This window comes from Myceligenerans cantabricum (genome assembly GCF_054777735.1).
The window spans coordinates 118,084-144,225 of record NZ_BAAHAJ010000014.1; the positions used below are offsets into that span (position 1 = coordinate 118,084).

Genomic DNA, 26,142 nt, shown 5'->3' on the forward strand with positions numbered 1-26,142 from the left:
GAGGCTACGGCATCTCCGGGCAAATCGCCGGAACTGGTGGTTTCACGAACTGAATTGACGTGCTCACCATCCTGTGCCTGGTCGGCTGCGTGATGGGCCACCGCAGCGTCGTCGGAGCCTTCGGTGCCTTCCCGGGATGCCGCCGCCCCCTGCGCGGCGGCAACTCCCATCGGTGCGCCGGCCCACGGCACACCGTGCGACGCCCATCCCTCGGCGAGGTCCACGGCGACGCGCACATCGCATCGATGTGCGGGAACGATGACAGCACGCGTGCACTCGCACGCGTCGCGCCTGGGAACGCCCACGGCATGCGCCAGGGGCGGGACAAGGACTGTCACGAACTGAACACGCACCGGGCTCCACGAAGGTTCCAGACAGTTTCACGAATTTTGTCACGACGTCGGACCGGCCGGCCCGACCGGCCGCGGGGACACCCGTCTTACCGTCTCGTGACGGCACCCGGCGCACGCCGCCGTCGCCGCCACCCGCTCCCTATGCTGACGGGATGCCACGCGTCCTGGTCGTCGACGACGATCGCACCGTCGCCGAGGTGGTCGTCGCCTACCTCGAGCGTGCCGGGATCATCGCCGACCATGCCGCCGACGGGCACGCCGCCCTGTCCGCCGCCGCGGCGGACCCGCCCGATGCCGTCGTGCTCGACCTCATGCTGCCCGGGCTCGACGGGCTCGAGGTCTGCCGCCGGCTCCGGCACGAGCGGCCGGACCTGCCCGTCCTCATGCTCACCGCCCGCGGCGAGGAGGAGGACCGCGTCCTCGGCCTGGAGACCGGCGCGGACGACTACGTCACCAAGCCGTTCAGCGCCCGCGAGCTCACGCTCCGGGTCCAGGCCCTCCTGCGCCGGGCAGCACCTCTGCCGCGACAGGAACACCCGGACGGCGCGTCGGGCACGGCGGACCGCAGCCCCGCCGGCGGCCTGGCCGACGCGCCTTCGGCAGGTGGTGCCGCGCCGACGGCCCTCGCGCACGGGGACAGCGCCCGGGCGGAGAGCGACGCCGCCCGAGCGGAGGCGGGCCGCCGGCGCGGCAGCCCGGGCGCGCGGACGGCAGGCTCGGGTGCGCGGATGGCGGTCCCGGCCGGCGTGCTGCGGGACGGGGACCTCGTGCTCGACGCCGCCGCGCACCGCGTCACCCGCGGCGGCCGGGAGCTGTCGCTCACGGCGCGCGAGTTCGACCTGTTGCACTGGTTCCTCCGCCACCCCGGCCAGGTGCACGACCGCCCCGGCCTCATGCGCCAGGTCTGGGGCTGGGAGTTCGGCGACCAGTCCACGGTGACCGTGCACGTGCGGCGCCTGCGCGAGAAGGTCGAGGCTGACCCGTCCGCCCCGGTCCGCCTGGTCACGGTGTTCGGGGTGGGGTATCGCTGGGACGGCCCCGCCGATCCGGGCACGCGCGCCGGAGGCCAGTCATGGACGACGTGATGCTGGAGGGCGTGGCGCTGTCGGCCGGGGTCGCGGCGACGGTCGGTGCGGCGGGTGCGTTCGGCGTCTTCGCGCTCGCCCGGCGACGGGCCGGGGTCGCCGCGGTGCTGGCGCCCCTCGTGGTCGTGGTGTCCGTCGCGGCGGGCGTGTACGCGAGCGTGCGCGCGATGTTCCTGTCCGACAAGGACTCCGCGACCGTGCTGCTCCTGCTCACGGCCGCGATCCCGGTCGCGCTGGGGGTCGGGCTGGTGCTCGCGGTGCGGGTCTGGCGGATGGCCGCGGAGGCCGCCGCCTCCGGCGCCGCCCTGGAGCGGGACCGGGAGATCGAGGCCGGGCGCCGCGAGATGGTCGCCTGGGTCTCGCACGACCTGCGCACGCCGCTGGCCGCGGTCCGCGTGCTGTCCGAGGCGCTCGAGGACGGCGTCGGCGACCGGGTCGAGACGGTGCGACGGATCCAGGCGGAGAACCGCCGGATGTCGGGCATGGTGGACGATCTACTCGCCCTGTCGCGGCTCCAGTCGCCTGCTCTCGTGCTGCGCACGCAGCCCGTCGACCTGCGCGACCTCGTGTCCGACGCCGTCGCCGCCATCCGCCCGCTCGCCGACGCGCAGGGCGTGGAGATCGTCGAGGCCGACGGCGGAGGCGCGGTGGCCACCGTCGACGCCCGCGAGGTCGCCCGGGCCGTGAGCAACCTCCTGGTCAACGCCGTCCGCCACACCCCGCACGGCGGCAGGGTGACCGTCACGGCGCGCACCCTCGCCGAGGCGGCGCGCGACGGCCAGAGTGCGCCGGCAACGGCCCGTCGGGCCGAGGACTCCGTCGTGGCCGTGCAGGACGAGTGCGGGGGGATCGCGGCGGCCGTCCTCCCGCGCGTGTTCGACGCCGGGTGGCGCGGGACGCGGGCACGGACCCCGGAGCGGGCGGCGGAACGTCCTGCCGCCGGAGCCGCGACCACCGGTGTACGGACCGACGCCGGCGCCGGGCTCGGACTGGCGATCGTCCGAGGAGTCGCCGAGGCCCACGGCGGGGCCGCGACGATCCGGAACGCCGGCGCGGGGTGCGTCGCCGAGCTGCGGCTCCCGTCGACGCCGGGGACGACGCGCGAGGCCTGACCCTTCTGGAGCGAACACTCCTGGCGTGAGCCTTCCGGCCGATGGATGATCGGGGGCATGAGTGCACAGACTTCACCCGAAACGAAGCCCCGGGAGGAGTGGACCGGTCAGGTCGGGTTCATCCTGTCGGCGATCGGGTCCGCCGTCGGGCTCGGGAACATCTGGCGGTTCCCCGGCGTGGCCTACGAGAACGGTGGTGGGGCGTTCCTCCTGCCCTACCTGATCGCCATGCTCACGGCGGGTATCCCGATCTTGTACCTGGACTACGCGATCGGGCACAGGTTTCGCGGGGCGCCCCCGCAGGCACTGCGCAGGATCAGGCGCTGGTTCGAGACGCTCGGCTGGTACCAGGTGGCGATCTGCTTCGCGATCGCCGTGTACTACACGGCCGTGATCGCGTGGGCGCTGAGCTTCTTCTGGTACTCGTTCGACCTGCGCTGGGGCGACGACACGACGTCGTTCTTCCTGGAGGACTACCTGCAGCTGGCCGACGTCGGCGGCGCTGACCCCTGGTTCACGCTCGACTTCGTGCCCGCGGTGCTGGTCCCGCTCGTACTGGTGTGGGTGCTGACCATCCTGGTGCTCGCCGCGGGCGTCGCGCGGGGCGTGCAGCGGGTGAACTTCGTGTTCATGCCGCTGCTGATCGTCGCGTTCGGCGTCCTCGTCATCCGCTCGCTCACCCTGCCGGGCGCCACCGACGGCCTGAACGCCCTGTTCACGCCGGACTGGGGCGCGCTCAGCAACCCCGACGTCTGGATCGCGGCCTACGGGCAGGTCTTCTTCTCGCTGTCGATCGCGTTCGGGATCATGATCACGTACGCGTCCTACCGGAAGCGGCGCGCGAACCTCACGTCCCCGGGCCTCGTGGTGGCGTTCGCGAACTCCGGCTTCGAGGTCTTCGCGGGGATCGGCGTGTTCGCCGCCCTGGGGTTCCTCGCCGGACAGGAGGGCGTGGCGTTCGGAGAGCTCGAAGGGATCTCCGGGCCGATCCTGTCGTTCGTGACGTTCCCCGCGCTGATCTCCGAGATGCCGGCGGGCGCACTGTTCGGCGCGCTGTTCTTCGGGTCGCTGGTGATGGCCGGGTTCACCTCTCTCGTGTCGATCCTGCAGGTGGTATCGGCCGCGTTCCAGGAGAAGCTGGCGATCTCACGCCGCCGGTCGGCGCTGACGATCGGGGGTGTGGCCGCCGTCGTCTCCGTCCTCGGGTTCTCCACGACGACGGGCCTGATCGCCCTCGACACGCTCGACAACTGGGCCAACAACATCGGCATCGTGTCGTCGGCGATCTTCATGTGCGTGCTCGTGCTCTGGGTCGCGCGGCGTGGTGAGGAGCTGCGGTACCACCTGAGCTCCGTGTCGACGCTGCCGGTCGGGCGCTGGTGGACGTTCTGCGTCGGGGTGCTCGCACCGCTGGTGCTGGGGTGGATGCTGGTCCTGCGCATCTGGTCGCTGCTGACCGACGGGTACGAGGGCTACGCGCCGTGGTACCTCGGCGTCGTGGGCTGGGGCGCCATCGCGGCGTTCGTGGTGTTCGCCGTCGTGCTCACGCGGTTGCCCTGGAGATCCGCGGCCGACGCCTACGAGGTGTGGCCCCGCTACGACAAGGGAGGTTCCCGATGAACCCGAGCGCGATCGCGCTGCTGGTGGTCTCGCTGGTGATCCTGTGGGGCGGGCTGGGTGCGAGCATCGCGATGCTCGTCGCCCGCCCGGAACGCACGGAGTGGCCGGAGGGCGGGGCCGGCGACGACACGGACGTCTGAGATCCGCGGCGGCTACACCACGGGCAGGACGTCCGTGAGGTAGCCGCCGCGGAACGTCCCCGTCGGGTCCAGGCGGTTCGCCAGGTCGGCGAAGTCCTCGAAGCGGGGGAACATCGCCGCGACGTCCGCCGGAGAGGCGACGAAGATCTTGCCCCAGTGCGGGCGGGCGCCGAGCGGGAGCAACACGGCCTCGACCTCGCGCAGGACCGCGCGGACGGCGTCGGTGTCGCGCCGCCAGGTGAAGTGCAGGGCGACGGTGTCGCCGTCGAACGGGCTGAGCCACAGGTCGTCGCCGGCGACGGTGCGGATCTCACCGACGAGCAGCAGCGGCGCGACCTTCGGACCGAGCCCGCGCATCGCCTCGATCGCCTCGGCGGCGCGCTCGCGCGGCACGAGGTACTCGGACTGGAGCTCGGCGCCCGTCGACGGCTTGTGCTCCGCGCGGAAGTGCGGGAGCCGCTCGTGCGCGGGGCCGGGCACACCACCCTGGGCGGTGCACGCCGCGGGGTCCTCGCCGGCCAGCATGTGCATCGGCCCGGGGGCGTCCTTCGCACCCAGGCCGAGCAGGACTTCCCGGGCAGGACGGCCGGTCTGCCGTCCGGAGCCCGCTCCGTCCTGGGCACGCCGGCGCGAGGCGGCGTCCACCCGCGACTTCGACCAGACCTGCGAGACCGTGTCCTCACCCCAGCGGGTGAAGGCGCTCACCGAGTAGGCCGCCCCGGTGATCGCGTCGAGGTTCGCGAGCAGGGCCTCCCACGGCAGGCCGACGACGACGTCCTGACGCACCTCGAAGGCCGGGTCCGTGGCCATCTCGACGCGGGTCACGACGCCCAGCGCCCCGAGCCCCACCACCGCACCCGGAAAGTCGGCGTCGCCGCGGCGCAGGGTGCGGGTCGCGCCGTCGGCGGAGACGAGCTCGAGCCCGACGACGTCGCTCGCGAGGCAGCCGTTCGTGTCACCGGAACCGTGGGTCGCGGTGGCGACCGCGCCGGCGAGGGAGATGTGCGGCAGCGACGCCATCGTGCGCAGCGCCCGCCCGTGGTCCAGCAGCGCGACCGCCGCCTGCCCGTACAGCAGCCCGGCCCGCAGCGACGCGACACCGGTCACGGGGTCGACGACGGCGGCCGGGCGGCCGTCGTCGTACGCGTCGAGCAGGACATGGGTGCCGGTGGTGTCGGCGATGTCGCAGAAGGAGTGCCGTGAGCCGAGCGCCTTGACACGGTCGGCGCCGGCGACGAGCTCCGCGAGCTCCTCCGGCGTACCAGGCCGGGCGACTGCGGCCGCCGAGTACGTGAGATTGCCTGCCCAGTTCACGCTGACATCGTTGTGCACCGGACCAGACTGCCACGCGCCACGGCGAGCCCCTGCCCCGCGTCCACCGGCTGATCCGCCCGCCCCCGACCCACGCGCGACCCCCGCTGCGTGCGCGGTGCCGGTCGGGTCGCGTCCGGCTCGTCCGACCGGGTGCACTCAGCGGGGGTCACGCGTCAGCGGAGGTCACGCGGGAGGGAGGTCAGGCCGTGGCCTTTGCCTCCGTCGGGAGGCGTTCCGAGATGCCGACCATGTCCAGGACCCGCACGACCTCCGGCGACGGCTCGCGCAGGGTCACGGTCGACCCCGTCTCCTCGCCGAGGACGAAGACCTGGACGATGAACGCGACCCCGGAGGAGTCGATGAAGGTGACGTCACGCGCGTCGACGATGACGGGCGCAGGGTCGGGACGGGACGCGAGCGACGCCATCGCCTGGCTGGCGGCCTCGCGCAGCTGGGCGTCGACCTCGCCCCACAGGGTGAGGATCGAACCCTCGTACACATGTCGGCAGGCGATCCCGGAGCCGGGGCGTCCGGGCTCTGTTGCAGGGTCGGAAGAGCTCGGGAGAGAGTCCATGTCTTCGTACACTCCGTTGTCAGTGCTTCGACCGATATTTGACGTGCCCTTGCCGCAAATTCACCTCGTCGTGATGCACAGGGCACGAATCCCACAGGGTTCGAGTCTTCCCCTCGACGACCGAAGAGTCCAGCCCTGAGCGGTTACGTTCACGTTGCGCGAAGTCAAGATCAGGTGACACAGCGCCAAACGAGTCACAACGCCCGACAGTTCCCACCGTCACCGTCTTCTTCATGGTTCCTCCGAGCGTTGGTCAAGGTCTTGCCGGAGCAAGCCGCTCCCTGAGACCACCACATCGCCGCGCCTTTGTCACGCCCACGGTGGAGATCGACAGAGAGAGCCCGCACCCGGGCGATCCGGTCGCCGGCAGTCAGGCGAGGGGATCTTCGCCGTCGAGGCCGGCGTGGCCCGGACGTCTGCGGCGGACGATCTGTCGCGTCAGCACCACGCCGATCAGGCCGGCCAGGGCATCCGTACCGCTCGGGAGCTTCTCCGAGGAACCGGACGACGTCGACGCGTCCGGCTCGCCCTCGTCGTCGGCGCAGGGCTCGTCAGTGTCGGGGTCGTCGGCATCATCGGTGCCGGAGTCGTCCGTGCCGGACTCGCCGGTGCCTGAACCGTCCGTTCCGGAGTCGTCCGTGCCCGAGTCGTCAGTATCGGAGTCGTCGGTGGCGGAGTCGTCGGTGGCGGAGTCGTCGGTGGCGTCGTCGTCCGTACCCGGTCCGTCCGTTCCGGAGTCGTCCGTGCACGAGTCCTCGTCGCCCGGGGACGGGGACGGGCTCGGTGCGCTGGGTGACGGCGACGGGTCGCTCGGCGACGGCGACGGGTCGCTGGGTGACGGCGACGGCTTGGTGGGCGAGGGCGACGGGCTCGGCTTGGTGGGCGAGGGTGACGGGCTCGGCTTGGTGGGCGAGGGTGACGGGCTCGGCTCGTCCTTGTCGGAGCCGCCCCCGGGCTTCGATGGCTTCGAAGGCTTCGGCGACGAGTCGTCGCCCTTGCCCGACCCGCCCGCACGGTCGGCCGTGTCCTTGTCCTTGTCCTTCGAGGCAGAGGACTTGTTCCTGGCCGGGGTCGTGGCCGGACCGGCGCCGGGCTTCGGGTCCTCGCCGATGACGACGTCGGACACGTCCGTCATGCGGTTCGGGATGGCTCCCGCGGCGAAGAACTCGAAGTGCCACGGCTCGGGCTTCGAGCCGTCCAGGCGGGCCCAGACGGGGTTGTCCCAGCCGTAGTCGGGTCCCTGCACGCGGAGCCAGGCGTACTCGGCGCTCCGGCCCGTGCTGATCGGGTTGCCGAGGTCGACGGCGATCCCCCACCCGTGCTTGGACGTACCGGGGATGGCTGCCAGGTCGGGCTTGAGTGCCCGCAGGCTGACCTGCTGCTCGTACGCCCGGTACGAGTCGGTGATCGGGATGGGGGTGCCGAACCGCTGCTCGTACTTCTCGCTCAGCGCGGTCAGCCGCTCGGCGGCGTCGCAGCGCAGCAGGTGTCCGGGCGCGAACTCGAGCGGGCAGAGGACGTTCGTCGGGATGCGGCCGTTCGCGAACCCGGCCGTGGACAGCCGGAACGCCTCCACGACCGACTCGAGGTCCTGCCGCAACGGGTCACCGGCGCCGCCGGCGGGCACCGGGGCGACGACGAGCGTGTCCGCCATCGTCGGGTCCATGAGCAGGGCCAGCCGCTGGGCGGCCAGCACGACGTCGTGCCGCGTCACCAGCGAGTCGTGGTCGCGCATGTCCGTGGGGGTCTCGGCGGCGGGGAGATCCGTGCCGGTCCCGTCGTCGCCCACAGCCGTGCCGTGCGGTTCCGTGTCGCGCTCGGTGCCGTGCGCTTGCGCGCCACGGGCTCCCGTGCCGCGCTCCGCGTCACCCGCCGTGGCCGCGTCGCCGCTCTGCGCGCCCGTCTCTGTGCCGGTCTGCGCGTCGCGCTCCGGGCGGTCCGCCGCGACGCGCTCGTCCTGCCCGAGGTCGTCCGTGGGCCGTCCGCTCACCTCACGGACGTTCGAGGCCGGCGTGGCGGGCATGTCGATGCGGTCCTGCGGCTCGTCGTCCACGTCCGGCCGGTCGGTGCCGGGCACCGCCACCTCGACGTCCTGGGGCACGCCGACCATGGCCCCGGTGCGCGGGTCGAGCACGCCGGTCGCGAAACGGAGCGCGTCCTGCTGCGCCTGGTAGGTCGCGTACAGCATGCCGAGCTCGGCCGCGGCCTGCGCGATCTGCGGGTCCAGCGACGCGCCCTGCTCCGCCGCGAGCCGGTGCGCGCGGTCCAGCACCGCGAGCGCCTGGTCGATGGTGACGTTCTCGCCGGAGACGACCGCGACGGGTGCGTCGGCCGAGCCGTCCGCTCCCTGCGCCGCCTCGGACGATCCCGCGCCCGGCAGGCTCCCGCCGAGGCTGAACAGGATCCCGCCGGCGACCACGCCGGCCATCGCGCCTCGCAGCAGCTCGCGCCGGTGCGCGCGCAGGAAGGCCACGCCGGAGATGCGGGACCACAGGCCCGGCCGGGGTCTGGTGGGTACGGCGGCCCGGGGCGCCATGGGCTCGGGCGCCTCGTCGGCGCCGTCGCTGCCACCTTCGCGATGAGAATCGCTCGGGCTGCTCATGGACACACACCCTCCGTCGATCCTTAGCCACTACAACCTTTTTGTCCTGCGGGTACGCATCCTTGCATGCGCCGGACACCGAGCGGGAGCCCTTGGCCGAACTTCGCCCGGGTGGACGCCCTCCTGCGCTCCCGGGCCCGCTGTCGATCGTGTCACCGTCCTCCGCACCGATCAAGGGCAGGGCGGCCGCTCTTCGCGCACGTCGGGCCGCTCTTCGCGCAGGTAGGCGCCGGCGCGGGACCGGACCGGCACGGGCTCCGCCGGCCCCTCCGGACACCCGTCAGCGCAGGGGTCCGACGGCCTGCCCGGCCGCCGCCACGAGCGCACCGGTGGTGACCAGGTCAGTCACGGCCTCGATCTCCGGGGCGAGCACGCGGTCCGCACCGGGCCCGTCCACGGCCCCGCGGACGACGTCGTGCACCGCGCGGGTCCCCGGGGCGATCCGTTCCGGGCCCCACGGTGCGCCGCCGGGCTGTGTCCCGGTGCCGCCCGCTCGCTCGACGAGGCGCAGGTCGAGCGCGCGGCAGGCGGTCATGACCTCGATCGCGAGCACGCGCGCGAGCCCGTGGACCGCCGTGCGCAGCTTGCGCGCAGCCGCCCAGCCCATGGAGACGTGGTCCTCCTGCATGGCCGAGCTCGGGATGGAGTCGACGCTGGCGGGTGCTGCCAGGCGCTTCAGCTCGCTGACGATCCCGGCGGCCGTGTACTGGGCGATCATCAGCCCGGAGTCGACGCCGGCCTCGTGCGCGAGGAACGGCGGCAGCCCGTCGTTGCGGTGCTTGTCCAGGTGCCGGTCGGTGCGACGCTCGGAGATGCTCGCGACGTCGGCCACGGCGATCGCGGCGAAGTCCAGGGCGTAGCCGACCGGGGCACCGTGGAAGTTGCCGCACGATTCGACCCGCCCGTCCTGCGTCACGACCGGGTTGTCGATCGCGGACGTGAGCTCACGGTCCGCGACGCTCGCCGCGTGGTCCAGCGTGTCCCGTGCGGCGCCGTGCACCTGCGGGGCACAGCGCAGGGAGTACGCGTCCTGGACGCGGGTGCAGACGGGCGAGCCGTCGTCGTAGGTCTCGCGGTGGCTGGCCATGATGCCGCTGCCCGCGAGCATCTCGCGGAGGTTCGCGGCCGACGCCCGCTGCCCCGGGTGCGGGCGCAGCGCCACCAGGTCCTCGGCGAACGGGGCGTCGCTGCCGAGCAGTGCCTCGACGCTGAGCGCCGCCGCGATGTCCGCGCTGGCCAGGAGGTTGCGCAGGTCGTGCAGGGCGAGCACGAGCATGCCGAGCATCCCGTCCGTCCCGTTGATGAGGGCGAGCCCTTCCTTCTCCGCGAGGGTGACGGGCGTGATGCCGGCCTCGGTCAGCGCGTCGGCGGCGGGCCGCAGCGGCCCGGGGACGACGACGGCCGTGGCCGGGCCGGGCGAGCTCACCACGCGCACGTCGCCCTCGCCCATGGCCGCGAGCGCGACGTGGCTCAGCGGCGCGAGGTCACCGGAGCAGCCGAGGGACCCGAACTCGCGGACCACCGGGGTGATCCCGGAGTTCAGCATGTCGGTGTAGACCTGCGCCGTCCCCGGGCGGACACCGGTGCGCCCGGTGGCCAGCGTGTTGAGGCGGAGGAGCTGGAGGGCGCGGACCACTTCGGTCTCCACCTCCGCGCCCGCGCCGGCGGCGTGCGAGCGGACGAGGCTGCGCTGCAGGTCGCTGCGGCGTTCCGGGGGGATGTGGGTGCGTGCGAGGGCGCCGAACCCGGTGGAGACGCCGTAGTGGGGGCGGACGTCGTGGGCGAGGTCGTCGATGATCTGCCGGGTCGCGGCCATGCGTGCGTGGGCGTCGTCGGTGATGGTGACGCGGGCCCCGTGACGGGCGACGGCGACCACCTGCTCTGCGGTGAGCGGGTCGCCGGTGAGATCGACGGTGGTCAGATCAGCGCTGGTCGGACGGGCGCCGGCAGGAGTCGCCGGCCCGGGCCCCGGGGTCGCCGGGTGGGCCGTTGCGTGTGACGTGGTCATGAGGCCCAGTCTGCCGCGTCGTCGGGCGTGGTGACGCGGTTGCCCCGGGGACTACTAACCTGGCGCTGCCTATACCTGATACATCACAATATGGCCGACCGATGGGACGCAACGGTCCTAGCTACCAACCACAGGACCCTATGTGGTCCCCCGTTCGAGGAGCACCTTTCGCATGACCTCCCCTGACACCGAGACCAACACCCCCGAACCCACGAACAGCGAGGACGACACCGTCGCCTCGAAGATCTCCGACGCCCTCACCGAGGCGACCGAGAGCGACGCCACGGAGACCGAGGAGGAGTACGAGGACCCGAACACGGTCGTCTTCAGCCTGGTGGGCTTCTTCATGGCCTACATCCCGATCGTCGGCGTGATCGTCAACGGCGTCGCCGTCGGCCGGGCCGGCAAGGAGGGCTTCGACCTCTTCCTCGCCAAGTGGGGCCTCGTCCTGGCGATCGTGTCCACCATCGGCTCGCTGGCCCTGGTGGGCCTCGGGTTCTGGCTGGGCATCGAGGCCGGCCGCTCCGGCATGTAGGACGGACGCGGCGCAGGTGGGCGACGTCCGGCGGTCACGCCGACCCCTGGCCGCGCGAGCGCCGCGTCCGCAGCGCCCCCGCCGACCCCGCGGCTCGGGGTCGGCGGGGGCGTTCTGCTGCACGCGTGCTCCGCGGCAGATCCGGCCTGCGAACTGGGCGTCCGCCGGATCCCGGGTACCTCACTAGCCGTGCAGAATATCCATATTTTTCACCCATAGGTCATCGGAACGACACACGGCGGGACCACCATCGGGAACGGCAGAGCACCTGCACCGTTCTCGGAAGGGACCCCCAATGACGCAGCCCCGTCCCGCTACGACGTCGCCCACGAACCCGCGCACCCTGAGCGGGGCCCGGCTCCGGGTCGCGCTCGGCGCGGCCCTCGCCGCACTCCTCGCCGTCGCCACGGTCGCGGTGCCGGAGGACGCGCAGGCCTACCCGCCGGACATCCCGTCCAAGGAGCAGGTGCAGTCCGAGCTCGACGGGCTCACGGTGCAGCCCGAGAGCGACGGGGACAGCTACGACCGCGACCTCTTCCCGCACTGGAGCAACCAGGGCGACAGCTGCAACACGCGCGAGGTCGTGCTCCAGCGCGACGGCGAGGGCGTGGAGGTCGGCAGCGACTGCTACCCGACGTCGGGCAGCTGGACCAGCCAGTACGACGGGGTGACCACCACCGACCCGTCGGAGTTCGACATCGACCACATGGTGCCGCTGGCCGAGGCCTGGGCGTCCGGCGCGAGCGCCTGGACCACCGGCGAACGGGAGAGCTTCGCGAACGACCTGACGGGCCCGCAGCTCATCGCGGTGTCGGCGTCGTCCAACAGGTCCAAGAGCGACGGCGACCCGGCCGAGTGGGTGCCGCCGCTGGCCGCCAAGCGCTGCGCCTACGCGAAGATGTGGATCCACACCAAGTCCCGCTGGAACCTCACCATCGACTCGGCGGAGAAGGCGGCCGTCCAGGGCTACCTGAGCACCTGCTCGTACTGACCGGTCCGCGACACCGCGGGGCCGTCGACGTTGCCGGGGAGGCAGGTCCGCGGAAATCACCTTGCCGGTCCTGGGACAATGAGGGGTTGTGAGTACCGAGCCTTCCTCCGCCCCCGTGCCCGACGGCGACCGAAGCCGCCCGGGCGGGCACCGGAACCGCGGCCGGGGCTCGGGCCGGCGGCGTTCCGGCAACCGCCGACCGCAGCACGCCACCCAGGTCTCGACCGCCCAGCTCGAGGCGGCGGCCGCGAAGCGCGCGGCCGTCGTCGTCCCGCCGATCGCGTACCCGGAGCAGCTGCCCGTCTCCGCCCGGCGCGACGACATCGCCCGGGCCATCGCGGACAACCAGGTGGTGGTGGTCGCCGGCGAGACCGGTTCCGGGAAGACCACGCAGATCCCCAAGATCCTGCTCGACCTCGGACGCGGCCGCAGCGGCCAGATCGGGCACACGCAGCCCCGTCGGATCGCCGCGCGCAGCGTCGCGGAGCGCATCGCGGAGGAGCTGGGCACGAACCTCGGCGACACCGTCGGCTACCAGGTGCGGTTCACCGACAGGTCGACCGAGAACACCCTCGTCAAGGTCATGACGGACGGCATCCTCCTCGCCCAGATCCAGCGGGACCCGAAGCTGCTCGCCTACGACACGATCGTCGTCGACGAGGCCCACGAGCGGTCGCTCAACATCGACTTCCTGCTCGGCTACCTGGCCCGGCTGCTCCCGCAGCGTCCAGACCTGAAGCTCATCATCACCTCCGCGACGATCGACTCCGAGCGGTTCGCGCGCCACTTCTCCCCCGCCTCCCTGGCGGAGGGCGGAGGCGCGCCCGCCGCCGTCGTCGACGTCCTGCCCGGTCAGGCACCCGTGGTCGAGGTCTCGGGGCGGACATATCCGGTCGAGGTGCGGTACCGCCCGCTCGTCCCGGAGGACCGGCAGACCGGGGCCGACGAGGACGGCGACGGCGAGCACGGCGCGCCGCGCTCCCGGGCCGGCGGGTCCACCCGGGGCACCCGTGGCACGCCGGGCGCGGGTCACCCCCGCGGCGGCGCCACAGGCCGCGGGACGAGGTCTGCCGAGCGCGGCGGAGCCGGCCGGAAGGACGAGAAGGACCTGGTCACGGGGATCGTCGAGGCCTGCGACGAGCTCGGCCGCGAGGGACCCGGCGACATCCTCGTCTTCCTCTCCGGCGAGCGCGAGATCCACGACGCCGCCGACGCCCTCGCCGGCCACCTGCGCGAACGGGCTGCGGACCCTCGCCACCCGCAGTACACGGAGATCCTGCCGCTCTACGCCCGGCTGAGCAGCGCGGAGCAGCACCGGGTGTTCCAGCAGCACTCGCACCGGCGGATCGTGCTGGCCACGAACGTGGCAGAGACGTCGCTGACCGTGCCTGGCATCCGGTACGTCGTGGACCCCGGGACGGCGCGGATCAGCCGCTGGTCGAAGCAGACCAAGGTGCAGCGGCTGCCGATCGAGCCGGTGTCGCAGGCGAGCGCGAACCAGCGCGCGGGCCGCTGCGGCCGCGTCGCGGACGGCATCGCGATCCGGCTCTACTCCGAGGACGACTTCCAGAGCCGGCCGGAGTTCACCGAGCCGGAGATCCTGCGCACCTCGCTGGCGAGCGTGCTGCTGCAGATGGTGTCGGTGGGCGTCGCCGAGTCGCCCGACGACGTCGCCCGGTTCCCCTTCGTCGAGCCGCCGGACACGCGCGCGGTGCGCGACGGGGTGCAGCTCCTGACGGAGCTCGGCGCGCTGGAGCTGTCCGACGACGGACCCGGGCGCGGCGGCTCCGGGCGCGCGGGGGGCGGGCACACCCGGCTCACACCGGTGGGCCGCCTGCTCGCGCAGCTCCCGATGGACCCGCGGCTGGCCCGCATGGTCGTGGAGGGCGACAAGCTCGGCGTCGCGCGGGAGGTCGCGATCGTCGCGGCCGCGCTGTCGATCCAGGACCCGCGCGAACGGCCCGCCGAGCAACGGGAGCAGGCGGACCAGCAGCACGCGCGGTTCCGCGACCCCGGCTCGGACTTCCTCACGTACCTGAACCTCTGGGAGTACGTGCGGGAGAGGCAGCACGAGCTGTCCGGCTCGGCGTTCCGCCGGCTGTGCAAGTCGGAATACCTCAACTTCCTGCGGATCCGCGAGTGGCAGGACGTCGTGGCGCAGCTGCGGGAGATGAGCAAGCCGCTCGGGATCGACATGGCCTACAAGCCTCGCAGGACCCCGTCCGGCGAGCAGGCCCCGTCCGCCGCGGCGGTGGGCTCCACGCGTGCGGCACCGGCCCGGCCGGCGGATGCGGCAGAGACGGGAGCGGCCACGTCGTCGGCCGCGAGCTCCTGGGACGGGGACACCATCCACCGGGCGCTGCTTGCCGGGCTGCTCTCGCACATCGGCATGCAGGACACCGGAGAGGTGAAGGCGTCCGCCGTCGCGCACCTGCGGGGCGAGGCGCGCGAGCGCGCGATCAAGCGCGCGACGAAGCAGGCACGCAACGAGTACGTCGGCGCGCGCGGGGCACGGTTCGCGATCTTCCCGGGGTCGCCGCTGAGCAAGAAGCCCCCGGTGTGGATCATGGCCGGCGAGCTGGTGGAGACGTCACGGCTGTGGGCGCGCGACGTCGCCCGGATCAAGCCCGAGTGGGCGGAGGACCTGGCCGGGCCGCTCGCGCGCCGCACCTACTCCGAGCCGCACTGGTCGACGAAGCGCGGCGCCGCGATGTGCACGGAGAAGGTGCTGCTGTACGGGGTGCCGATCGTCGCGGACCGCACGGTGCTGTACTCGCGCGTCGACCCGGAGGCCGCCCGCGAGATGTTCCTGCGGAACGCGCTCGTCGAGGGCGGGTGGACCACGCGACACCGGTTCTTCGCCGAGAACCGGCGTCTGCTCGACGAGGCGGGCGAGCTCGAGGCGCGGACCCGGCAGCGCGGGATCGTCGCGTCCGAGGACGACCTCTTCGCCTTCTACGACGAGCGCGTCCCCGACGACGTCGTCTCCGCGGCGCACTTCGACAAGTGGTGGAACGCGACGCGGCGCGATCAGCCCGACCTGCTCACCTTCACCATGGACCTGCTCGTCGGCGACGCGTCCGTGGACACCGACGCGTTCCCCGAGACCTGGCCGCAGGGCGACCTGTCGCTGCCGCTCACGTACCAGTTCGCGCCCGGCTCCGGGGCCGACGGCGTCACCGTGCACATCCCGGTGTCCGTGCTGCCGCGCGTCGTGCCCGACGGGTTCGACTGGATGGTGCCCGGGCTGCTCGAAGAACTGTGCGTCGCCACCATCAAGTCCCTCCCCAAGCCCGTGCGCCGCGACCTGGTGCCAGCGCCCGACTGCGCCCGCGAGATCGCGGCGTGGCTGCGCGCCGAGCTCCCGGCCTGGGAGGACATGACCCGTGCCGGCGACATGGCCGAACCGTTCACCGCCGCCTTCTCCCGCGCCGTCCTGGCGGTGCGCGGGATCATGGTCCCGGACGACGTCTGGACACCGGAACGGGTGGAACGCCTCCCGGACCACCTGCGCATGACGTTCCGCGTCTTCGAACCGCGCGGCTCCGGGGACGACGCCGGACGTGGCGACGCGGGACCTGGCAACGACGGACCTGGCAACGACGGACGCGGCGACGGACGTGGCGACGGCCGGCGCGGGAAGCAGGGGCGCGGACGGAGCCCGGGACGCAGCGCGGGAAGCGACGCCCGGGACGACGGGAACGCCGTCGTCCTGGAGGAGTCGAAGGACCTCCTGGTGCTCCAGCGCAAGCTGGCGAGACGCGCGGAGTCCGCGGTCCGCTCGGCGGTCCGGGGCGCCGTGGGCCAAGCGCTCGCGGAAGCCCGGGCGAACGCCGACGCAACCGCTCCGACGGCCACGACGCCGCCTCGGGACGGTCCCGCCGGGGCAGCGCGTCCCGGCGCGGTGGGGCTGCCACGCGAGCCGGGGGCCTGCGCGGGGGCGGGGGCGGCGGCCGGGGGTGGCCCTGGTGCCCCCGGCGGCCCAGGTGGCCCAGGAGGCCCAGGAGGCCCAGGAGGCGAACGGGCCGGGAGCGGCACGGGAGCCGCGGACGGAACCCTCGTGGCCGAGCGGGAGGAGCTCGTCGGGTGGCCCGAAGGGCTGGACGGCGGGGTGCTGCCTGAGGTCTTGGCCACGGACGTCGGCGGTGGCGTCGTCGTGCGCGGGTACCCCGCGCTCGTGGCGGAGCGCGGGCCGAAGGTGCAGGGCAAGCCGCGGGCGACCGTCGTCGCCCTGCGCATCCTGGCGGACGAGTCGGCGCGGGACGCAGCGCACGCCGCCGGGGTGCGGCGCCTGCTGCTGCGGGCCACGGCGCTGCCGACGGCGCGGATCACGTCGCGCTGGTCGGCCACGCAGTCGCTCACGATGGCGTCCAGCCCGTACCGCGACACGGACGCGCTGGTCACGGATCTCCAGCTGGCCGCCGTCGTCGGCCTGACCGTTCCGGACGGCGAACGGCGGTACGACACCCCGCCCGACGGGCCCGACGCGGCCACGATCCGTGGCGCGGCCGACTTCGAGGCGGCGCGCGATCACGTGCGGCAGCACCTCGAGGACGAGGTGTACCGGGTGGTCGGGCACGTGGTGGCGGCGCTGTCGGCGCACCGGGCGCTGGAGGGCGAGATCCGGAACCAGTCCAGCCTCGCGCTCCTCCAGGTGCTGCAGGACCTGCGCGAGCACGCGGCAGGGCTCGTCCACGACGGCTTCGTGTCGGCGACGCCGCCGCGCCGGCTGCCGCATCTGGTGCGCTACCTGCGCGCGGCGTCGCACCGGCTGGCGAAGGCGAGCGAGAACCCGCATCGCGACGCCGACCTCGCCTGGCGGGTCGGCGACGTGACGCAGGCGTGGGAGAAGGCGCGCGCGACGTACGCGGCCGGCACCCCCGACGCGGCGCGCGCCGCGGAGCTGGCGGAGATCCGCTGGATGCTGGAGGAGTTCCGGGTGAGCCTGTTCGCCCAGCAGCTGGGCACGGACGGCCCGGTCAGCGAGAAGCGCATCCGCAAGGTGCTCGCCCCGACAGGCTGGTGACGGACCGGTCCGGCACACGATCGGCCGGTCCGGGAGTGATCGGCGCGTCGGTCAGCGGTCGGTCCGTCCGTGAGCGATCGGCAAATCAACGTGCCGATCACTCACGGACGGACCGACCGCTCACGGGAAGACCGATCGCGGACCGGTCATCATGCGGACGCCGTTTCCTGTGGAGCCCTGGCGGGCGCGTGAACGTCGTCAGTCGTCGTTGGGCATGAGGATCCAGAAGATGATGTAAGCCAGGACCTGCGGGCCCGGAAGCAGGATGGAGGCAACGACGAGCACGCGCAGCAGGGTGGCGTTCCACCCGAAGCGCCTCGCGATGCCTGCGCACACCCCGGCGATCATGCGGCCCTGGCGAGGGCGAGAAAGTGTCTGCGTGGTCATGACTCCACGCTATGCCGCGCAGGTGCCCGGCGATATCGGGTAGTCCCCCGGTTCTCCCCTGATCTGCCCTCCGCCTCCGGGGGGACATCTGTCAACCTCGGAGGGTGACGGCCCTGCCGGGCCGGGGCCTCGCAAGAGATCGTGCGAGGCCCCGGCCCGACTCGGCGCGCGGCCGGGCCGCCGGGTCATCGAACCGCTGGCCCGCCGGCCCACCGGCCCACCGGCCCATCAGCGGAACAGGCGCCGGGCCCTGCCGAGGTCCAGGAAGACCGTCTCGCCCGTAGCGTCCGCCAGGGCGTCGTTGTCGGTCACGGCGTAGACGTGGCCGTCACCGCCGATCGTGAGGCCCTCGAGCTTCTCCTGGGTCCAGCCGTTGGTCGCCCGCAGGGCCGGGAGGACGTCGATCGTCAGGTCCTTCTCCAGCATCGCGACCTCGCCCGGAGCCGGGTCGGTGGCCGGCAGGTCCACCGTGTACACGGCCTTGAGCGCGGCGTCCGGCCCGTTGAGCTTGTCTCGCTCGACCACCGCGAGCGTGTCGCGGTCGACGGCGGTCACCTCGGACAGACCGATCCAGTCGCCGTCGGCCGACGGCTCCTCCAGCTCGTACCCGAACCAGGTCCACTCCGCGCTCGCCACGTCGTAACGTCCGATGCGGGCGTAGCCGCCCAGGCCGTCGTCGGAGGTCAGCCCGCGCTGGAGGGCGACGAACAGGTGCTCGCCGTCGCGATCCGTGACCCCGGTGACTCCCTCGAGACCCCACTTCCCGAGGCCGGCGGCGACAGCGTCCGGCAGCGCGACCTGCTCCCGCACCTCGCCGTCTGCCGAGACCCGCACCAGCGCGTTCTCCGCGCCCGTCCTGCCCTCCGAAGCGATCCAGAACCCGCCGCCGGCACGCGCGGGCCGCGCCCAGATCCCCTCGGCGTCCAGCCCGACGGGCGCTCCCGCGTCGGTCACCGTGAGCTCGCTGTCGATCACCGCGGGGTCCGGCGCCGCCGTCCCGTGCCCGTGACGGCCGCGCCGACCGTCGTCCAGCCGCAGGGAGTAGATCGACGTCGGCGTCTTCGCGGAGTCGCTCACGGTGTACAGGCGGCCGGCGGCCTCCGGGTCAGCCGACAGGGCGCCGAGCGCCGTCCACCCGATCGGGGTGCCCGGGGTGACGTGCCGATCGCCGCCCCGGCCCGCCGTGGACGCCCCGGCCGTCCCGCCCACGTCGGCGGACACGATCGACGGGAACGTCACGGACGAGGAGTGCGCGTGCGAGCCTCGCCGGCCCGTGGCGTCGGCGCGATCCGTCCCGGTGTCGCGGGCGTACCGCCGGCCCGTGCCGAAGACGGTGACGGCCGACCGGACGCCGTCCTCGGCGGAGTCCTCCTCGGACGACACGATCAGCAGGTCCCGCCCCGGCACCGGGAGCAGGCCCTCCGGGCCGTTCGTCGTCGCGAGAACCTGCACGAAGCGGGGCAAGGCGGCGTCGGACACGTCGTAGACGGCCACGAAGTTCGACCGCTCCGACCCGACGAACGCGTATCGCACGCCGTGCAGCTGGCCGACCGCGAGCCCTTCGATCTCGACGCCCTTGTTCTCGGTGCGGCCGTCGTTGTGCAGGCCGACGCGCGCCGCCAGGTGCTCCAGCGTGTTCCCGGCGTCCCAGGCGACCTCGCCGGTGGTGGCGTCGAAGACGGACCAGCCGCGCGTGCCGCCCTTCCAGTCGCCCTCGTTCGCGGTGGCGAGGTGGGTGTCGTCGATCCAGGCGATGGCATCGGGCTCGCGCGGCGCCGCGTCGAGCGTGCCGGTGAGGTCGATCGCGCCGTCCTCGACCGTGTCGACGCCGGTCAACGCCTGCTCCCCCGCCGAGAACGCCGACGTCACCTCGCCCGGGGCGATGTCGACCAGCACGATCGCGTTGTTCTCCTGCAGGGAGACGGCGGCGGTCGTGCCGGCCGGGTTGATCGCCACGTACTCCGGTTCGGGGTCCTGCGGGGTGTCCACCCCCGCGTCCGCGAGCACCGGGAGGGCGGAGCCGTCGGGCGCGGTGAGCGGGACACGGCGAGCGGTCCAGCCGGCGGGGTCGGCTCCCGGGATGTCGATGACCTGGACGAACCCGGCGGGCGCCTGGGGCAGGTCACCGTCGTCGCCGTCCGGGGCGTCGTCAGCGGGGACGTCCTCGTCGCGCTCGTTCTCGATGGCGACGACGGCGTGCGTGCCGTCGGGCGTGACGGCGACGGAGTCGGGCTGGCCGCCCAGGTCGATCGAGCGGACCTTGGTGCGGGTCGCGAGGTCGACGACGTCGAGCCGTCCGCTCGGGTTCGTGGGGTTCTGCGAGGTGTTGACGACGACGAGCACGTGGTCGCCCACCACGGCGACGGACGTCGGCTCGTCCTCCGCGTCCCCGAGCTCGGCGAGGCCGAGCGAGCCGAGCCCGCGCGGGGCACCCGGGTCGGAGATGTCGAGGAAGCCGATACGACGGCCGGCGGCGTCGGTGTACACGACGGTGCGGCCGTCCTCGCTGACGGCGGAGATCTCGGCGACGGTCTCGTCGGCCGGGTCGACGTCGGCCGGCACGTTCTGGAAGACCGGGTAGGTGGAGAGACGCTGGAACGCCGTGCCGCCGGCCGGGCCGAAGGTGGCCGGGCCGAGGGCCGAGTCGCGGGCAGGCAGCTGGTGGGAGGCCGGCGACGGGGTCCCGGGGACGACGGCGGACGCGGGGGCCAGCACCGTCAGGCTGAGCGCGAGGGTGGCACCGGAGGCGATGAAGGCCACGGTGCGTCGCGTGCGAGGTATGGGGGTAGGCACGAGGTCAGGCTGATGGGGCGGGGTGGCGGTCAGGCCGCCGCCGGGCATCCGGAGGGTGTCGCGCGGATGAACTGGAGCGCTGGCCGGCCACCCCAGGTCAAGAGCCGGCGGACCACTCTGACGTTCCTCGCCGGAGGGGGCCGCCAGGTGGCGCGTGCTGCTCCGTGACCGGCCCGGTCATGGTGTGCCCGACGATGCTGCGAGCGCGGCGATCGACCTCCGGAGCTCGGCCGCGGTGTCCGGGACGGAGTGGTGCGCACCGTCCCGCACCACGTGCCGGCCGCCCACGATCGTGTCCGTGATGTCGGCGGCCGTCGCCGCGAAGACGGTGTGACCGAGCAGGGACTCCGGGGTCCATCCGGCCATGCGGACCGAGTCGAGCGACACCACCGTGAGGTCGGCCAGGTCCCCGACGCCGATCCCGTCGTCCGCCCGGGACCAGCCGAGCGAGGCGTAGCCCTCGCCTGTTCCCGCCCGCAGGAGCGCCGTGGGCGACAGGTGCCCCCTGCCGAGGGTGCGGACCCGCTCGTCCAGCTCCAGGCCGCGCACCTCCTCGAACGGGTCGACGACCGCGTTGCTGTCCGAGCCGACGGCCAGCGGAACCCCTGCGGCCACCAGGTCCTCGAGCGCCGGAGCGCCGTCCGCCAGGTCGCGCTCGGTGGTGCGGGTGACGCAGGCGCGGGCGGAGGACTGCGCCAGGTGTGCGACGTCGCCGGCCGTCAGGTGCGTGGCATGCACCGCCGTGGTGCGCGGCCCGAGCGCACCGTGCACGGCGAGCAGCTCCGTCGGCGTGCGGCCGTGCACGGCGAGGCAGTCGGCGTTCTCCTGGGGCTGCTCCGACAGGTGCGCGTGCAACGGTGCGCCGTGACGTTCCGCCCAGGCCGCGACGGTGCCGATCGCCTCGGCCGGCACCGCCCGCACGGAGTGCACGGCAGCACCGACCCGGACCGTGCCGCCGGGCCGGGAGGCTGCCAGGGCCTCGACCCGGGACACCCAGCCGTCCGCGTCGTCGTCGCCGAAACGCTGCTGGACGCCGGACAGCGGCGTACCGTCGACTCCCGCCATGAGGTAGCAGGTGTCGAGGAGGGTGAGCCGGATCCCGGCGTCGGCGGCGGCCGCGACCAGGGCCTGGCCCATGGCGTTCGGATCCGCGTACGGCCGCCCGCCGGGGGCGTGGTGCAGGTAGTGGAACTCGCCGACGACGCCGTACCCGGCCAGCACCATCTCCGCGAAGACGGCCCGCGCCAGCCGGTGGTACGACTCCGGGTCGAGCCGCTCGGCCGCGCGGTACATCTGCTCCCGCCAGGTCCAGAACGACCCGGCCGCGCCACGGCCGCCTCCGGCGGGCACCGTGTGCGTCCTGCCGCGCAGGGCGCGGTGGAACGCGTGCGAGTGGGCGTTGGCGAAGGCGGGCAGCGTGAGTCCGCGCAGGCGCGTCGCCCCGGCCGGCGGGGCGGCGACGTCGGTGGTGACCTCGGCGACCCGCCCGCCCTCGGTACGGATCACCACGCCACCGGCGGCCCGGTCACCCCCGACCCAGGCCTGCTCGCACCACCAGCTACCCATCCTCCACCCCTCCCCTACTGCCCCTGCCCGCCGATCCGCCGTCGGCACCTCTCCTGGCGACAGCACCACGGTGCGTGGTGGCTGCGGTCCCACGACGCAGCATGGCGTCCGCGGCGCCCGCGCGGACGGTGGTCACCGGGGGACGCGGACGCCGCGTGCTTCCGCGACCTCCGTGGCGCGGTCGTAGCCGGCGTCGACGTGGCGCAGGACGCCCATGGCCGGGTCGTTGGTCAGGACGCGCGCCAGCTTCTGGGCCGCGAGCGGGGTGCCGTCGGCCACCGAGACCTGGCCGGCGTGGATGGACCTGCCCATGCCGACGCCGCCGCCGTGGTGCAACGACACCCAGGTGGCGCCCGACGACGCGGCGGTCAGGGCGTTGAGCAGGGGCCAGTCGGCGATGGCGTCGGAGCCGTCGGCCATGGCCTCGGTCTCGCGGTACGGCGAGGCGACCGACCCGGCGTCCAGGTGGTCGCGCCCGATCACGAGCGGAGCGCTGACCTCGCCGGACGCGACAAGGTCGTTGAACGCGAGACCAGCCTTCTCCCGCTCGCCGTACCCGAGCCAGCAGATCCGGGCGGGCAGGCCCTGGAACGCGATCTTCTCCTGCGCGCCGCGGATCCAGCGGTGCAGGCGGTCGTGGTCGGGGAAGAGGTCCAGGATGGCGCGGTCGGTCGCGGCGATGTCCTTCGGGTCGCCGGACAGGGCGGCCCAGCGGAACGGGCCCTTGCCCTCGCAGAACAGCGGCCGGATGTAGGCGGGGACGAAACCCGGGAAGTCGAACGCGCGCGAGTAGCCGCCCTGGCGGGCCTCGTCGCGGATGGAGTTGCCGTAGTCGAACACCTCGGCCCCGCCGTCCTGGAACCCGACCATCGCCTCGACGTGCCGGGCCATGGACTCCCGCGCCCGGTCGGTGAAACCGGTGGGGTCCTTCTCCGCCTCGGCGGTCCAGTCCTCCAGGGCCACGTCGGCCGGCAGGTAGGACAACGGGTCGTGCGCGGAGGTCTGGTCGGTGACGATGTCGATGTCCGCACCCCGCGCCAGCAGGTCCGGGAACACCTCGGCGGCGTTGCCGACCACTCCCACCGAGTAGGCGCGTCCCTCCGCCTTGGCCGCGAGCGCCCGCGCGACGCCGTCGTCGACGGAACCGGCGACCTCGTCGAGGTAGCGGTGCTCGACGCGCCGGGCGAGGCGTCCCCGGTCGACGTCGACGATCAGGCACACTCCCCCGTTGAGCGTGACGGCGAGCGGCTGCGCGCCGCCCATGCCACCGCAGCCGGCGGTGAGGGTGAGGGTCCCGGCGAGGCTGCCGCCGAACTTCTTCTCGGCGACGGCGGCGAACGTCTCGTACGTACCCTGGACGATTCCCTGAGTACCGATGTAGATCCACGAACCGGCCGTCATCTGCCCGTACATCGTCAGGCCGAGCTGTTCGAGGCGGCGGAACTCGGGCCACGTCGCCCAGTCCCCCACCAGGTTCGAGTTCGCGATGAGCACCCGGGGCGCCCACTCGTGCGTGGTCAGCACGCCGACCGGCTTGCCGGACTGGACCAGGAGGGTCTCGTCCTCGCGCAGGTCGGTGAGGGTGCGGACGATGGCGTCGTAGGCCGGCCAGGAGCGGGCGGCGCGGCCGGTGCCGCCGTAGACCACGAGGTCGTCGGGCCGTTCCGCGACGTCGGGGTCCAGGTTGTTCATGAGCATCCGCAAGGGGGCCTCGGTCTGCCAGCTGCGGGCGGTGAGTTCGGTGCCGCGGGTTGCGCGGACTGTGCGTGCTCCGTCCATGGGGCGAGGTTACGCGGGCGACGGCGAGGCGGGAGCACGGGCACGCCTCGGGGCGCGGGTCGAGGCGCGGGTCGCGTCGGTCGCGTCGGTCCCGGCCGGCGCGCCGGCGCGGAGGTGCGGGACTGCCGTCGGCAGGCGAGGAAGGGCTGCGCCCGGCGGGCAAGGGCTGCTGCCGGCGAGCCGGCTGGCGGCGGACCTGCCATAGCGCTCCGGCGCGATGTGGACAAGGGGCGCCGATGGGGAGCCCTGCCCATTCCCCGTCGTCCCCGACTCTGGTTGAGTTCCCCGTGTTGCGAGCTGGAGGCGACCCCGGACCGGGTGCTGGGTCCGGGCAGCCGCCTCCGACCGGCCGGGTCGAGACCTTGTCTCCCCGGCCGTGGGTACCGAGGGGCACGACGCATTCTTCCGGCGTCGTGCCCCTCGGCTTGTCACTCGCGGTCCCGGTCGGCCACCACGATCCGGCATGCCGAGGGGCACGGCAGCGCCGGCCTCCGCACGGCTCTCCATGGGGAGGTCTCCCCATTCCCGCGGTACCGGGTGCGCTGCTTGAGTTCCGACGTCAGGAACGGGCTGCCGTTCCGGGGAGACGCCACCGCGGCGGACACACAACCGTCCCAGGAGGACAGCTGTGAGCGGAACGATGCTCGGTGCCGACGTCGAGGCGCTGCGTCTGCTGGCCGACCGGATCGATCAGGGAAGCGAGTCGCTGGACGACGTCGTGACGACCGTCGAGTCGGCGATCCCGGACCCGGGCGGCTGGAACGGGCCCGACGCCGAGGAGTTCCGCGCAGAGTGGGACGGGCTCCACGCGGCCCGGCTCCGGGAGACGGCGACTGCCCTGAGCGCGGTCGCCGGCAGGGTCCGCGAGAACGCCACGGACCAGGAGACGACGTCGGACGGCTTCTCCGGGGTGGGCGGACCGGCTGTGGGCGGACCTGGCGTGCCGGGCGCCGCACTGGGTGGGGGTCCGGCCGGGGCCGGGATCCAGCCGGTGTCGTTCACCGTCGGCCCGGACGGACAGGGCGCGGACGGCGGTGACGCCGGTGCGGGTGACAGCGGCCTGCGTGACGGCGCCCGTGACGCCGCCACCGACGACGACAGCGCCCACGAACACGGCTCCGACGCGTACCCGCCGCCCGAGGTGGAACAGACCCTGGAGGCGGAGCCGCCGTCGGCCCGTACCGCCTTCGGGGCGTCCGACGGCCTCGCAACCGCACACCGCCTACGACGTGGACGGCCGCGGGACGTTCTACACGGACGGCTCAGGACGTGTCACGCACGTCGAAGCCGACTACGGGCGCACGGGAGACCTGAACTACGACCTCATCGAGCCGCAGCCCGCCACCACCTATGTCGTCGGCGACGACCACGTGTTCGTCACCGACGACGCGGCCCGCACCGTCGAGGTCCACGTGGCGGATCTCGAGCTCGGCGACGCCGACCGGTCGTCGAGCATCCAGCAGCGCATCGGCGACCTCGGCGGCGACGGGTACGACGGCGGTCACCTGGTCGGCAACGCGTTCGGCGGCGGCCCGGAGGACATCAACCTCGTGCCCATGCTCGAGGAGGTGAACCGCGGGGCCGGCGACACCTACTACACACTGGAGACGCGCCTGCGGGAGGAGCTGGACGCGGAGCCACCACCGGACGTCGAGCTGCACCTCTTCCCCGAGTACAGCGGCGAGAGTCCGGTGCCCAGCACGATCGCCGTCGAATACTCGATCGACGGTGAGGCCGAGAGGAAGGAGTTCGACAATGTCTGACATCCCGGCAGAGCCCGACGAGCAGGTACCACCGGCGGTCCGTCAGGGTGAGCTCGTCCAGGAGATCGCCCGGGCAGTCGCCCGGAGCGCGTCGGTCGACGCCGCCTGGGAATCGGCGACACTACAGGTCCGCAGGCTGGCGCCGTACGGGGAGACGAAGATGGTGGTGGAGGGCCCGTCCGGTGAGGACCGCTCCCGGCTGCCCGACCGCTCGACCAGCAGGCTGGTCAAGGAGCTGCGCGACGTGATGTACCGGCCCGGGGCCGGGACCTGGCTCTCGATGGAGCTGACGGTGCGCAGGACGGCAGGAACCGAGGGGCCGACGACGGTGGACGTCGCCTTCAACTTCGACGACCCGCCCGCCTGGAGCGACGCCCCGAGGCCGCACCTCTACGCCAAGGACCTGCACAAGTACCCCCGCGACCCGGACAGCACGCCGCCCTGGCTCCAGGCGGAGCTGGCCGCCGCCCAGGGCTGACGTCGGATGGTCCAAT

17 protein-coding genes are annotated in these 26,142 nt (G+C 73.4%); 9 read left to right on the forward strand and 8 right to left on the reverse strand.

Annotated features, from left to right (window positions below; all coding sequences use genetic code 11):
* Positions 1 to 505: 505 nt before the first annotated feature.
* The 4 genes from ACYU96_RS19345 to ACYU96_RS19360 are packed head-to-tail and all read left to right on the forward strand — an operon-like array spanning position 506 to position 4,310.
* Positions 506 to 1,438: a response regulator transcription factor gene (locus ACYU96_RS19345; RefSeq protein WP_460757345.1), complete on the forward strand. Its 933-nt coding sequence runs from the start codon at positions 506 to 508 to the stop codon at positions 1,436 to 1,438.
* Positions 1,426 to 2,550, forward strand: a complete 1,125-nt coding sequence (locus ACYU96_RS19350; RefSeq protein WP_460757348.1) for a sensor histidine kinase — start codon at positions 1,426 to 1,428, stop codon at positions 2,548 to 2,550. The genes ACYU96_RS19345 and ACYU96_RS19350 overlap by 13 nt, the downstream gene beginning before the upstream one ends.
* Positions 2,551 to 2,607: 57 nt before the next feature.
* Positions 2,608 to 4,170 carry a sodium-dependent transporter gene (locus ACYU96_RS19355; RefSeq protein ID WP_460757351.1) on the forward strand — a complete coding sequence of 521 codons (1,563 nt, stop codon included), beginning with the start codon at positions 2,608 to 2,610 and terminating at the stop codon, positions 4,168 to 4,170.
* Positions 4,167 to 4,310 carry a MetS family NSS transporter small subunit gene (locus tag ACYU96_RS19360; RefSeq protein ID WP_460757354.1) on the forward strand — a complete coding sequence of 48 codons (144 nt, stop codon included), beginning with the start codon at positions 4,167 to 4,169 and terminating at the stop codon, positions 4,308 to 4,310. The genes ACYU96_RS19355 and ACYU96_RS19360 overlap by 4 nt, the downstream gene beginning before the upstream one ends.
* A gap of 12 nt (positions 4,311 to 4,322) precedes the next feature.
* On the opposite strand, the gene ACYU96_RS19365 is transcribed toward ACYU96_RS19360, so the two are convergent.
* The 4 genes from ACYU96_RS19365 to hutH form a co-directional block, all read right to left on the reverse strand.
* Positions 4,323 to 5,642, reverse strand: a complete 1,320-nt coding sequence (locus ACYU96_RS19365) for a D-arabinono-1,4-lactone oxidase (protein ID WP_460757356.1) — start codon at positions 5,640 to 5,642, stop codon at positions 4,323 to 4,325.
* 181 nt (positions 5,643 to 5,823) lie between these two features.
* On the reverse strand, positions 5,824 to 6,123 hold the full coding sequence (locus tag ACYU96_RS19370) for an STAS domain-containing protein (RefSeq protein ID WP_460757359.1): 300 nt from the start codon (positions 6,121 to 6,123) through the stop codon (positions 5,824 to 5,826).
* Positions 6,124 to 6,568: 445 nt separating this feature from the next.
* On the reverse strand, positions 6,569 to 8,800 hold the full coding sequence (locus ACYU96_RS19375) for a M15 family metallopeptidase (RefSeq protein ID WP_460757361.1): 2,232 nt from the start codon (positions 8,798 to 8,800) through the stop codon (positions 6,569 to 6,571).
* A 280-nt stretch (positions 8,801 to 9,080) separates the two neighbouring features.
* A complete protein-coding gene (gene hutH, locus ACYU96_RS19380; protein ID WP_460757364.1) occupies positions 9,081 to 10,808 on the reverse strand; it encodes a histidine ammonia-lyase in 1,728 nt (575 codons plus the stop codon).
* A gap of 172 nt (positions 10,809 to 10,980) precedes the next feature.
* Between hutH and ACYU96_RS19385 the strand changes: the two genes are divergently transcribed.
* The 3 genes from ACYU96_RS19385 (at position 10,981) to ACYU96_RS19395 (ending at position 17,360) form a co-directional block, all read left to right on the forward strand.
* Complete coding sequence (locus ACYU96_RS19385; RefSeq protein WP_460757367.1) at positions 10,981 to 11,343, forward strand: hypothetical protein; 363 nt, start codon at positions 10,981 to 10,983, stop codon at positions 11,341 to 11,343.
* Between the two features lie 295 nt (positions 11,344 to 11,638).
* The gene (locus tag ACYU96_RS19390; RefSeq protein WP_460757369.1) at positions 11,639 to 12,334 is read left to right on the forward strand and encodes an HNH endonuclease family protein; all 696 of its coding nucleotides are present in this window, start codon (positions 11,639 to 11,641) and stop codon (positions 12,332 to 12,334) included.
* Between the two features lie 88 nt (positions 12,335 to 12,422).
* The gene (locus tag ACYU96_RS19395; RefSeq protein WP_460757372.1) at positions 12,423 to 17,360 is read left to right on the forward strand and encodes a DUF3418 domain-containing protein; all 4,938 of its coding nucleotides are present in this window, start codon (positions 12,423 to 12,425) and stop codon (positions 17,358 to 17,360) included.
* Positions 17,361 to 17,558: 198 nt separating this feature from the next.
* Here the strand turns inward: ACYU96_RS19395 and ACYU96_RS19400 are convergent, their stop codons facing one another.
* The 4 genes from ACYU96_RS19400 to hutU form a co-directional block, all read right to left on the reverse strand.
* Positions 17,559 to 17,747 carry a PspC domain-containing protein gene (locus ACYU96_RS19400; protein WP_460757375.1) on the reverse strand — a complete coding sequence of 63 codons (189 nt, stop codon included), beginning with the start codon at positions 17,745 to 17,747 and terminating at the stop codon, positions 17,559 to 17,561.
* Positions 17,748 to 17,975: 228 nt separating this feature from the next.
* The gene (locus ACYU96_RS19405) at positions 17,976 to 20,540 is read right to left on the reverse strand and encodes an esterase-like activity of phytase family protein (protein ID WP_460757377.1); all 2,565 of its coding nucleotides are present in this window, start codon (positions 20,538 to 20,540) and stop codon (positions 17,976 to 17,978) included.
* Positions 20,541 to 20,717: 177 nt separating this feature from the next.
* Positions 20,718 to 22,106: a formimidoylglutamate deiminase gene (locus ACYU96_RS19410; protein ID WP_460757380.1), complete on the reverse strand. Its 1,389-nt coding sequence runs from the start codon at positions 22,104 to 22,106 to the stop codon at positions 20,718 to 20,720.
* Between the two features lie 132 nt (positions 22,107 to 22,238).
* Positions 22,239 to 23,885, reverse strand: a complete 1,647-nt coding sequence (gene hutU, locus ACYU96_RS19415; protein WP_460757383.1) for a urocanate hydratase — start codon at positions 23,883 to 23,885, stop codon at positions 22,239 to 22,241.
* Positions 23,886 to 25,114: 1,229 nt separating this feature from the next.
* On the opposite strand from hutU, the gene ACYU96_RS19420 reads away from it, so the two are divergent.
* On the forward strand, positions 25,115 to 25,648 hold the full coding sequence (locus ACYU96_RS19420; RefSeq protein ID WP_460757386.1) for a DNA/RNA non-specific endonuclease: 534 nt from the start codon (positions 25,115 to 25,117) through the stop codon (positions 25,646 to 25,648).
* Complete coding sequence (locus ACYU96_RS19425; RefSeq protein ID WP_460757389.1) at positions 25,641 to 26,126, forward strand: hypothetical protein; 486 nt, start codon at positions 25,641 to 25,643, stop codon at positions 26,124 to 26,126. Before ACYU96_RS19420 ends, ACYU96_RS19425 begins: the two co-directional genes overlap by 8 nt.
* The last annotated feature ends 16 nt before the right edge of the window (positions 26,127 to 26,142 follow it).